The organism is Salinicola tamaricis (genome assembly GCF_003006155.1).
Taxonomy (GTDB): domain Bacteria; phylum Pseudomonadota; class Gammaproteobacteria; order Pseudomonadales; family Halomonadaceae; genus Salinicola; species Salinicola tamaricis.
This window is the reverse complement of record NZ_CP023559.1, coordinates 2,622,390-2,634,123: the sequence shown is the minus strand read 5'-3', so window position 1 is coordinate 2,634,123 and position 11,734 is coordinate 2,622,390. Positions and strand designations below refer to the sequence as shown.

The window sequence follows — 11,734 nt, the reverse complement described above, 5'->3', positions numbered from 1 at the left end:
CCTGACCCGAGCGTCTCGCCCAGGTATGACTGAGCCGGCGCCATGGCCCAAGCGCCCGCCGACTAAGCGGCAGGCGCGGGACATGGCGCCGGCTCAGTGCGTCACGGGCGCTCTTTGGAGATCTTGGCGCCCTCGAGCGAGACGCCGCCCTGCAGCCCCTGATTGTTCATGACGAAGGCGATCACTTCCTGATTGGCGGTGTTGTTGGTGATCTGGCCATTGGCACCGATATCCGCCACCGCCACCCCGGCGCTGGCACCCACCGACCAGCCGTTGTCGCTGCGCACGCGGTTGAGCGCCTTGTCGGTCATCAGCAGATAGACCACCGCCTGGGACTGAGCGCCGGCCTGGAAGCCGATCGAGCCGCTGGTGGTGGTGTAATAACCGGCCTTGGCGCCATCGATGAGCAGTTCGCCCTCTCCGTGGCTAGCGCCGACAATGAAGCTGGCGCCGAGCACCCCGGGGAACACCAGCACGCCCTTGGCTTCCTGAACCAGCGAGCGCGACTGCGGCCCACGCGATAGAGCCGGTCGAGGGTGTTGCTCACGTCCTGGTCGAGTTGGCGACGCTCGGCGCGCTGACTCTCGCGATCCTGCGGGGTGGTGGTGGTGCACGCCGAGAGCAGCGTGGTGCCAAGCATGGCGGCGAGCAGCAGCACACGCTGGTGCGGCTGGTGAGGGTCGAAAGCGACATGAAACGTGATGTGGAGCGTGGCATGGATAAGCCTCCTGGCTTGATGACGCCAGCGGCCCGCGCGTGGGTCACGAGCGGGCCGCACCGGTACAGGCGCCGGCGCGTCAGCGGTCTATGAAATTTCCGTGTATGACAGTGTCGTTATAGACGACCGCGGCACATTGCGCCTGTCTGTGCCTGCCTAGCGACTGGCGGAACCGGGTCCAGTCGAGACGTGTTTTCGCCTACAATGGTCACCTTTCACGCCACGATGTTGCCACTCATGAGTCACCCCACAGCCACAGCGTCATCCTCGCCGGCGGCCGGCAGCGCGCCCGCCGCCGAGCCCGCGCCGGTGATCGAGATCACCGGGCTCTCCAAGCGCTACGACTCCGGTTTCGAAGCGCTCAAGCAGATCGATCTCGAGATCCGACGTGGCGAGATCTTCGCCCTGCTCGGCCCCAACGGCGCCGGCAAGACCACCCTAATCAGCATCATCTGCGGCCTGGTCAATGCCAGCACCGGCCAAGTCAAGGTGGACGGCCACGACAACGTCAGCGCCTACCGCGCCGCCCGCGCCAAGATCGGCCTGGTACCGCAGGAGCTGACCAGCGACGCCTTCGAAACCGTGTGGAACACGGTACGCTTCAGCCGCGGCCTGTTCGGGCGCAAGCCCGATGACGCACATATCGAACGGGTGCTGAAGTCGCTGTCACTCTGGGACAAGCGCAAGAACAAGCTGATCACGCTCTCCGGTGGCATGAAACGCCGTGTGCTGATCGCCAAGGCGCTGGCCCACGAGCCCGAGATCCTGTTCCTCGACGAGCCCACCGCCGGGTCGACGTGGCGCTGCGCCGCGATATGTGGGAGGTGGTCCGCGAGCTGCGCGCCAGCGGCGTCACCATCATTCTCACCACCCACTACATCGAAGAAGCCGAGGAGATGGCGGATCGTATCGGTGTCATCAACGGTGGCGAGATCGTGTGGTGCGGGAAAAACAGGCGCTGATGCGTCAGCTCGGCAGCAAGCAGCTCACCCTGCAGCTGCAGCAGCCGCTGGCCAGCGTGCCACCAGCGCTTTCGCACTACCCGCTGGCGCTGGATGAAGGGGGCAGCGTGCTGGTCTACACCTACGATGCCAGCGACCCGAACGCCCAGGGGCAGGTACCCATCAGCACCTGCTCAACGATATCGAAGCCGCCGGTATTCGCTTCAAGGATCTGCATACCAAGCAGAGCTCGCTGGAAGATATCTTCGTCAACCTGGTCAGAGAGCGCCAATGAATCTCCAAGCCGTACGCGCCATCTACTGTTTCGAGATGGCCCGGCCGGCCGTACCCTGCTGCAGAGCCTGGTATCCCCGGTCATCTCCACCTCGCTCTACTTCGTCGTCTTCGGCGCCGCGATCGGGTCGCGCATCCAGGAGGTCGAAGGGGTCAGCTACGGGGCTTCATCGTGCCCGGGCTGATCATGCTGATGCTGCTCACCCAGAGCGTCTCCAACGCCTCCTTCGGCATCTTCTTTCCCAAGTTCACCGGTACCATCTACGAGGTGATGTCGGCGCCGATCTCGTACTTCGAGATCGTGCTCGGCTATGTCGGCGCCGCGGCCTCGAAGTCGGCGGTATTGGGGCTGGTGATCTTGGGCACGGCGAACTTCTTCGTCGATCTGCACATCCTGCACCCCTTCATGATGCTGCTGTTTCTGGTGCTCACCGCGATCACCTTCAGTCTGCTCGGCTTCATCATCGGCATCTGGGCAGACAGCTTCGAGAAGCTGCAGCTGGTGCCGCTGCTGATCATCACCCCGCTGACCTTCCTCGGCGGCAGCTTCTACTCGATCGACATGCTTCCCGAGGTATGGCAGGCGGTGACCCTGGCCAATCCGGTGGTCTATCTGGTCAGCGGCTTCCGCTGGAGCTTCTACGGCATCAGCGACGTCAGCGTGGTCGCGAGCCTGGTCATGGTATTCGTGTTCCTCGGCGTCAGCCTGGCGGTGGTCAACTGGATCTTCCGCACCGGCTACCGCCTGCGTCCGTGATCGCCTGAGCCACCCGAGTCACGGGGCTGCCGCGGCGGCCCCCAAGAGTCACGCACCGCGCCGAGGTCCCCATGCCGATACTTCAAGCCTGTGCCCATCGCATCGACAAGCACGGCGACGACAGCCCCGCGACGCTCACCGCCGGCGAGGCGCTAGCCGCCAGCGAGGCCGCGGAGTCGCTGCTGGCCGCGTTCAACCAGAGCTTTCACGCCAAGCCCAAGGCGTGGGGTCACTTTGTGGAACAGTCAGGAGAGGAAGCGGACACGCAGGCCGCAACGGACGCCGACGATGAGAGCGAGGTCGTACCCTTCGCCGCCGACACCCAGGTCGCCGCGCCAGCGCCCTCGCGCTTCGCTGCCGAACTGACGCGCTATCGTCGTGGCGAGCTGAACTTCACCGACTTCACCACCCAGGCCGCGCAAGACCTGCTGGTGCTGGTCGACGCCCAGCTCTCCGTCGGCGGCCAGCTATGGTGCGTGCACAACCGCCAGGGCGAGACCGAGTTTCTGACCCTGGCGCTGCTGCACCAGCGCCGCGGTTATGGCTTCGATGCCGCCGGCCAGGTGGTCGAGGTCGACCAGCTCAACCTCGGCCAACTGATGCTGGCGGCACGGATCGATCTGACCCAATGGCAGCGCGGCGAGTCGCGCCAGTACATCGCCCACGTGCAGGATCGCGGTAGCAAGAAGACCGGCGAAGCCTTCCGTGAGTGGCTCGGCTGCCGCGAAGGGGTCGATGCCAGCGCCGAGACCCGCACCCTGCTCAAGGCCTTCAGCGACTACGTCGAGCACGAAGACCTCACGAAGAGGCCAGCCGCGAGAAGACCACCACTCTGATCGACTATGCCAACGCCCAGGCCAAGCGCGGCGAGCCGATCACCCTGGACGAGCTCTCCGAGCTGGTCGACGAGAGCCAGCCCAAGGCGTTCTACGACTACATCCGCAATCAGGACTACGGGCTGGCCGCCGAGATTCCGCCGGACAAGCGCACCCTGCAGCAATTCAAGCGCTTCACCGGGCGTGCCACCGGCGTCTCGATCAGCTTCGACTCACACCTGCTGGGCAACAGCATCGAGTATGACGAAGAGCGCGAGCGCCTGATCATCAAGCAGATCCCGGGGCAACTAAAGGATCAGATCAAACAGCGCGGTCAGTAGCGGTACGAAAACCCGAAGCCCCTTCCTGGCCCGGCGACCTGCCGGGCCTTGTGGCGCACCTCTCTCGTACTCCCCCGTTATCCCCCCGCTCTCCTTTCTGCCAAGCCGGCAGCGCCTGCCCCTGCTCGTTTATCGCGCTGAACCTCAGGGTCGTCAGTTCTCCCCGCCGATCGATGGCGCGAGCGATGATTCGCAAACTACTTAATTAAACTTGACTTAAACCATAATTAAATCCCGCCGATATAACCCTCACGCAGCAAGTCCATGCCGCGTGCGGCCTATCCAGAGGCGTATCCATTCGGGGGAAAAACACATGAGAAGTGCGCTACATAGCGTCAAGGGCCGGCTCAGCCTGGGCCTGGGACTGATCATTCTGCTGCTGGTGGCGATCGGCGTGCAGGGCGTCATGAGCAACCGCCAGACCCATCAGGCCATGCAGACCATCGTCGAGGACAACACCCAGACGATGATCACGCTCGCATCCGTCAGGGCTGCGATCGGCGATAACCGCACTATCTTCGCCAAAGTCGGCGGCGGTACGCCGACCCCGGCACAGCGTCAGGCGATCACCGACAACCGCCAGCGCGCCGACGAGGCCTGGGGGCATTACTACCCGGCGCTTGCCACCACCGAGATCGAGCAGCAGCTATCGCGCGAATACCTCGACACCTTGACCAAGCTGCGCCAACTGGTCGATAGCGGCGCTGCGGAAACCGAGATCGATGCCGCCTATACCGAAATCTACAAGGTCGTGACCGATCTCTACCGCCTGGCTCGCGAAACGACGCTGGCCGAGTACGAGACAAGCGTGGCGGACTACCGCACCAGCCTTTACGTGGTCTTCGCGGCCATCGGGATCAGCCTGCTGCTGGCGATCGCCCTCGGCTGGTGGCTGGCCCGCGGCATCCTGCGCCCGCTGAAGGAGGCCACCGAGTTCTCCACCGCGCTGGCCGAGGGCAACCTGGGCGTGCGCCTCGATGCCCGCTACCGCGACGAGTTCGGGCGCATGCTGGACGCCATGGCCGCCATGCGTGACAAGCTCACCGGCGTGATCCGCGAGGTGGCGAACAATGCACGCACCGTAGAGTCGATCTCCGCCGAACTGGCCGCGAGCAACGAAAACCTGAGCCAGCGTACCCAGGAGCAGGCCGCCAGCCTGCAGGAAACCGCCTCGGCGCTGGAGCAGATCACCAACACCGTCAGCCAGAACGCCGACAACGCCGGCCAGGCGGATAGCCTCGCCAGCGAAGTGAGCACCCAGGCCAAGCAGGGCGGTGAAGTGGTCGATGAGGCGATTGGTGCGATGCGCGAGATCGATGCCTCCAGCAAGCAGATCTCCAACATCATCGGCATGATCGACGAGATCGCCTTCCAGACCAACCTGCTCGCCCTCAACGCCTCGGTCGAGGCCGCCCGCGCCGGCGAACAGGGTCGCGGCTTCGCCGTGGTCGCCCAGGAAGTGCGCCAGCTCGCCAGCCGCAGCGCCGACGCCGCCGCGGCGAGATCAAGCAGCTGGTCTCCGAAAGCGCCCAGCGCGTGGCCCGCGGCTCCGAGCTGGTCAATCGCTCCGGCGAGACCCTGGCGCAGATCGTCACCAATGTCGAGAAGGTCACCGATCTGGTGTCCGAAATCGCCGTCGCCAGCCGCGAGCAGTCCACCGGTATCCAGCAGATCAACCTGGCGGTGGGCGAGATGGACAGCGTGACCCAGCAGAACGCCACCCTGGTCGAAGAGTCGACCACCGTCACCGGTACCCTGCAGAATCAGGCCGAGATGCTGGCCCAGGAGATCAGCTTCTTCCGCGGCTTCGAGACGGGCCAAGCACAGCCGCGTGGCGCGCGCGCCAGCCTTGTCTCCCCGGCCACACAGCCTCGTCAACCGCAGCGGCGCCAGCCTACCCAGGAAGTTGAGGAGTGGAGCAGCTTCTGACACCCGCCCTGCTCGCCAGCGTATCGCCCCAGGAACAGGCGATACGCTGGTCCCTCAGCGCTTTCTCTCGTCTACCTCTCTCTGTTCACCTCCCCATTTTGCACCGCATCGACCCACACCGCTTCCTCGATAACAAGCCCATGTCTCGATAAGCCCCATTCCAGAAGCGACGGCTCCTCGACAAATCCACATCACTCAGCAAAAGCACACCTGGGTATCAATAAACTTATAAATTAGGATTTAAACTTTTAAACTTCTCTTTTAAACCAAAAATAGCCCAGCCTTTAATTAAATCTTAATTGAAATGTGCCAACAGAAGTCGCATTCTACGACTCCTTCAGAGCGTTGCCCGCCTAAGAGACTATTTATTCGAGGAAGCGAATATGCGAAGTGCGCTACAGAGCGTCAAAGCCCGCCTGTGCGTGGCGCTCGGCCTGATCATCCTGCTGCTGGTGGCCATCGGCATACAGGGGATTTTTAGCAACCACCAGACACAGGGGGCGATGCACGCCATCGTCGAGCAGAATGTTCAATCGATGATCGAACTCTCCACGGTCAGAGCCGCGATCAGTGACAATCGCACTCTGTTTGCATTGGCCAGCAACAAGGCGCTCTCGGCGGAGCAACGCCGCGATGTGGATGCCAACCGCCAGCGTGCCGACACCGCCTGGGACCACTACTACCCTGAGCTGATCACCAGTGATACCCAGCGCCAGGAAGCGAAAGTCTTTATCCAGGCCCTGCAAACTCAGCGCAACTTGTTGGATAGCGGCAATGCCCAAGAAAGCGAGATACGCGCCAGCTATACCCAGCTCTACGATGCCATCACCACGCTCTATCGTTCCGCGCGGGAGGAGACGCTGGCGAGCTACCAGCAAAGCGTGGCGAACTACCAGACCAGCCGTACGATCATCATCGCCGCCATTCTGGCAGCCCTGGTGATTGCCATCGTCATCGGCTGGTGGTTGGCCCGCGGTATCCTGCGCCCGCTCCAGGAGGCCACGGACTTCTCCACCGCTCTCGCCGAGGGCAATCTGGGCGTGAGCCTGAGCATCCGCTACCGCGACGAGTTCGGCCGCTTGCTAGACACCATGGCCGCCATGCGTGACAAGCTCACCGGGGTGATCGCCGAGGTAGCCAACAATGCGCGCACCGTGGAGTCGATCTCCGCCGAGCTCGCGGCCAGCAACGAGAACCTGAGCCAGCGCACCCAGGAGCAGGCCGCTAGCCTGCAGGAAACCGCCTCGGCGCTGGAGCAGATCACCAACACCGTCAGCCAGAACGCCGACAACGCCAGCCAGGCCGATACCCTTGCCAGCGAAGTGAGCACTCAGGCCAAGCAGGGGGGTGAAGTGGTCGACGAGGCGATTGGTGCGATGCGCGAGATCGACGCTTCCAGCAAGGAGATCTCCAACATCATCGGCATGATCGACGAGATCGCCTTCCAGACCAACCTGCTCGCGCTCAACGCCTCGGTCGAGGCCGCGCGTGCCGGCGAACAGGGTCGCGGCTTCGCCGTGGTCGCCCAGGAAGTGCGCCAGCTCGCCAGCCGCAGTGCCGACGCCGCCGGTGAGATCAAGCAGCTGGTCTCCGAGAGCGCCCAGCGCGTGGCCCGCGGCTCCGAGCTGGTCAATCGCTCCGGAGAAACCCTGGCGCAGATCGTCACCAATGTCGAAAAAGTCACCGATCTGGTCTCGGAGATCGCCGTCGCCAGCCGCGAGCAGTCCACCGGTATCCAGCAGATCAACCTGGCGGTGGGCGAGATGGACAGCGTGACCCAGCAGAACGCCACTCTGGTCGAAGAGTCGACCACCGTGACCGCCAGCCTGCAATCCCAGGCCGAGCTGCTGGCGCAAGAAGTACGCTTCTTCCGCGGCTACGGCGATAACGAAGCGCGCCCGCGCAGTACACCCGCGCCTCTCGCTTCGCCCACACCACAGCCGCGTCAACAGTCCCAGCCTACCCGCTCTCATCAGAATGCGGATAAGTGGGACAGCTTCTAGACCTTGAGTGAGCCACCTATGCTCGCACTCTCTTGGCGCAGCGTTCGATTGACTTGGCCCAGCGTTCGATTGACGGACGATACGCCTCATGCACCGCCACAGCGGTAGCCGCATCGTCTACAGAGTCGCCTGTCGAACGCGGCCCTTCTCGGCCTCTGCCACCGGCGCATCATGGCAGTTGCCAAAACTTCGAGTTTACGAAAAATTTCACAGACTCACGAAAAAAATCGAATTCTCAAAATTTTACTCAATCTCGTCCATGCTTAGCCGATAGCGATGGGTGGCGCGTGCCATCTGTCCTAGCCAGATGGCACCCATGGAAGGCACTACACCAGCGAGGAAGCACAGATGTCAGGAATCGGAAGAAGCGTCAAGGCACGACTCGTCGTGGCCCTAGGCATATTGATCGTATTGTTGATCGCGGTCGGGTGTGAAGGGCGTTCTCAGCAACCGCCAGACCCAGCAGGCGATGAGCTCGATCGTCGGGAATAACGTGCAATCGATGATCGAACTCTCCACGGTGCGGAGCGCCACCGGCGACAACCGTACCCTCTTCGCCAAGGTCGATGGCAATAATTTTTCCGACGCCCAGCGTCAGGATATCCAGAAGAACCGCCAGCGCGCCGACGACGCCTGGGACCGTTACTCACCCGATCTGATCTCCAACGACGCCGAACGCCAACTGGCGACGACTTATACCCAACAGCGCCAGACGCTGCGCGATCTGCTCGATAGCGGCAACGCCAGCGATGCGCAGATCGACGCCAGTTACGCGAGTCTCTACGACACTATTACCCAGCTCTACCGCTCGGCACGCGAAGAAACGATGACGAGCTACCAGCAGAGCATCGCGGACTATCAGACCAGCCGTACGGTCATCATCGCCGCCATTCTGGCAGCCCTGGTGATTGCCATCGTCATCGGCTGGTGGCTGGCACGGAGCATCCTGCGCCCGCTCCAGGAGGCCACGGACTTCTCCACCGCTCTCGCCGAAGGCAATCTGGGCGTGCGCCTGAGCACCCGCTACCGCGACGAGTTCGGCCGTCTGCTCGATGCCATGGCCGCCATGCGTGACCGGCTCACCGGGGTGATCGCCGAGGTAGCCAACAATGCACGCACTGTGGAGTCGATCTCCGGCGAACTGGCGGCGAGCAACGAGAACCTGAGCCAGCGCACCCAGGAGCAGGCCGCCAGCCTGCAGGAAACCGCCTCGGCACTGGAGCAGATCACCAACACCGTCAGCCAGAACGCCGACAACGCCGGCCAAGCCGATACCCTCGCCAGCGAAGTGAGCACCCAGGCCAAGCAGGGAGGAAAAGTGGTCGACGAAGCGATCGGTGCGATGCGCGAGATCGACGCTTCCAGCAAGGAGATCTCCAATATTATCGGCATGATCGACGAGATCGCCTTCCAGACCAACTTGCTTGCGCTCAACGCCTCGGTCGAGGCCGCGCGTGCCGGCGAACAGGGTCGCGGCTTCGCCGTGGTCGCCCAGGAAGTGCGCCAGCTCGCCAGCCGCAGTGCCGACGCCGCCGGTGAGATCAAGCAGCTGGTCTCCGAGAGCGCCCAGCGCGTGGCCCGCGGCTCCGAGCTGGTCAATCGCTCCGGCGAAACCCTGGCGCAGATCGTCACCAATGTCGAGAAGGTCACCGATCTGGTCTCCGAGATCGCCGTCGCCAGCCGCGAGCAGTCCACCGGTATCCAACAGATCAACCTGGCGGTGGGCGAGATGGACAGCGTGACCCAGCAGAACGCCACCCTGGTCGAGGAGTCGACCACCGTGACCTCCAGCCTGCAATCCCAGGCCGAGCTGCTGGCGCAAGAAGTGCGCTTCTTCCGCGGCTACGACGATGGCGCGCAAAGCCCCGCCAAGCGCGCCGTCAGCCAAGTCACTGCCAAACTGGCTTCACCGCAGCCCCAGCCGGCAGCCGCCAAGCGTCAGCCGCCGCGCCAGGCCTCCGAGGAAGTCGAGGAGTGGACCAGCTTCTGACATCCCGCTGGCGTCTCGATGAGACGCCAGCGCGCTAGACGCTATAGACAGTGACACCACCGACAACGGTGCTAAAGACAAGAGCACCATAAGCAAGAGCACCATAGACAACGACCCCGTCCATCAGGACGGGGTCGTTGTTCTTGCTATGCGAGATTCGTACTACGCGAGGTTCGTACTAGGCGAGATTCATACTGCGCGAGGTTCACGCCGGCGCGGCGCAAGCCTCGCCCCGGGGGCGTCGGTTCAGCGTCCGCGATTGGCCTTCACACCCGCCTCCACGCGCTCGCCGATCTTGGCATCGACGTTCTTCCAGTACTCGAACACCCGCGACAGTACCGGCTCCTCGACGCCACCGGAGACATGGCCGACGATATTGTCGACCAGGCGATCACGTGCGGCGTCGTCCATCACCTTGTTGACCAGGTCGTTGGCCTGGCTCCAGTCGTCATCGGCCGGGCGCAGCGTATAGGCCGTGCGCACGAACTCACCGTCGGCTGACCATACCGCGTCTTCCGGGTAACGCTGCGGATCGGCCTTGGCACCGCCCTTGCTGTTGGGCGCGTAGACCGGGTCGCTGGCGTTGTGCATACGCATGGCACCGCCCTTGCTGTAGCTGTGCACCGGGCAGCGCGGTGTGTTGACCGGAATGTGCTTGTAGTTGACCCCCAGCCGGGCGCGATGAGCATCGGCGTAGGAGATCGAACGCGCCAGCAGCATCTTGTCCGGCGACAGCCCGGTGCCCGGCACCATATTGTTGGGCTCGAAGGCGGCCTGCTCGATCTCGCTGTGGAAATCGGTCGGATTACGATCGAGCGTCATCTTGCCGACTTCCATCAGCGGATAGTCGCTGTGGGGCCAGATCTTGGTCAGGTCGAACGGGTTGATGTGGTAATCCTTGGCCTCTTCGAACGGCATCACCTGCACGTGCAGGGTCCAGGTCGGGTAGTCGCCGCGCTTGATCGCCTCGAACAGATCGCGGCGGTGATAGTCGGCGTCGCTGCCGGCCATCTGATCCGCCTGCTCCTGGGTCATGCACTTGATGCCCTGATCGGTCTTGAAGTGATACTTGACCCAGAAGCGCTCGCCTTCAGCATTGACCCACATATAGGTGTGGCTGGAGTAGCCGTTCATGTGGCGCCAGCTCGCGGGAACGCCGCGATCGCCCATCAGCCAGGTCACCTGGTGGGCCGATTCCGGTGCCAGGGTCCAGAAATCCCACTGCATGTCGTGATCGCGCAGGCCATTGTCGGCGCGGCGCTTCTGCGAGTGAATGAAGTGCTGGAACTTCATCGGATCGCGCACGAAGAACACGGGGGTATTGTTACCCACCATGTCGAAGTTGCCCTCCTCGGTATAGAACTTCAGTGCGAAGCCGCGTGGGTCACGCCAGGTATCGGGGCTACCGCTCTCCCCCGCCACGGTGGAAAAACGCGCCACCATCTCGGTCTGCTTGCCCGGCTGCAGGAACTTGGCCTTGGTATAACGGCTGACGTCCTGGGTCACCTCGAAATGGCCGAAGGCGCCGCCGCCTTTGGCGTGGGGCTGGCGGTCCGGGATCATCTCGCGGTTGAACGCCGCCATCTGCTCCATCAGATAATGATCGTGCATCACGATGGGGCCATCCGGTCCCACCGAGAGCGCGTTCTCTTCGCTCGCGACGGGGATGCCGGCATCCGTCGTCGTCGGCTTGCGGTTGTCGCTGGTCACGGTGATCTCTCCCTCGTTCGACGCGGCGACGCGACGATCGCATCGCCTCATATCCCCGCCGCGCGGCACCGACTCCGCTAGTGCCGCGACCGCGGCCTCTGGGTCAGGACCAGGGTGGCATTCGCCATATCAGTTTAGGGCGATAAAACGCGGGGACAGTTTGAAGGTATAGAACCCTGCGCGCCGCACTGTCCAATTCTCGACACCGATGTCATTTGGCAAGTGCACTCGGGGGC

General features: G+C 63.3%; 5 protein-coding genes and 4 pseudogenes. 7 read left to right on the top strand and 2 right to left on the bottom strand.

Annotated elements, in window-relative coordinates:
* Positions 1-101 precede the first annotated feature (101 nt).
* A complete protein-coding gene (locus CN538_RS12095; RefSeq protein WP_207233486.1) occupies positions 102-476 on the bottom strand; it encodes a lipid-binding SYLF domain-containing protein in 375 nt (124 codons plus the stop codon).
* 479 nt (positions 477-955) lie between these two features.
* Between CN538_RS12095 and CN538_RS12090 the strand changes: the two are divergent.
* From CN538_RS12090 to CN538_RS12060, 7 genes and pseudogenes are all read left to right on the top strand, one after another.
* Positions 956-1,954, top strand: a pseudogene (locus CN538_RS12090) (ABC transporter ATP-binding protein).
* A pseudogene (locus tag CN538_RS12085) lies at positions 1,951-2,710 on the top strand (ABC transporter permease). The pseudogenes CN538_RS12090 and CN538_RS12085 overlap by 4 nt, the downstream one beginning before the upstream one ends.
* A 71-nt stretch (positions 2,711-2,781) precedes the next feature.
* Positions 2,782-3,866: pseudogene (locus tag CN538_RS12080) on the top strand (nucleoid-associated protein).
* A gap of 313 nt (positions 3,867-4,179) precedes the next feature.
* A pseudogene (locus CN538_RS21160) lies at positions 4,180-5,352 on the top strand (methyl-accepting chemotaxis protein); the annotation flags it as partial.
* 50 nt (positions 5,353-5,402) lie between these two features.
* Entirely contained in the window at positions 5,403-5,795 is a 393-nt protein-coding gene (locus tag CN538_RS24475) for a methyl-accepting chemotaxis protein (protein ID WP_277985018.1), read from the top strand.
* 383 nt (positions 5,796-6,178) lie between these two features.
* A complete protein-coding gene (locus CN538_RS12065) occupies positions 6,179-7,798 on the top strand; it encodes a methyl-accepting chemotaxis protein (protein ID WP_106419584.1) in 1,620 nt (539 codons plus the stop codon).
* Positions 7,799-8,228: 430 nt separating this feature from the next.
* Complete coding sequence (locus CN538_RS12060) at positions 8,229-9,788, top strand: methyl-accepting chemotaxis protein (RefSeq protein ID WP_106419583.1); 1,560 nt, start codon at positions 8,229-8,231, stop codon at positions 9,786-9,788.
* Between the two features lie 246 nt (positions 9,789-10,034).
* On the opposite strand, the gene CN538_RS12055 is transcribed toward CN538_RS12060, so the two are convergent.
* Complete coding sequence (locus CN538_RS12055; RefSeq protein ID WP_106419582.1) at positions 10,035-11,498, bottom strand: catalase; 1,464 nt, start codon at positions 11,496-11,498, stop codon at positions 10,035-10,037.
* Positions 11,499-11,734 lie beyond the last annotated feature (236 nt).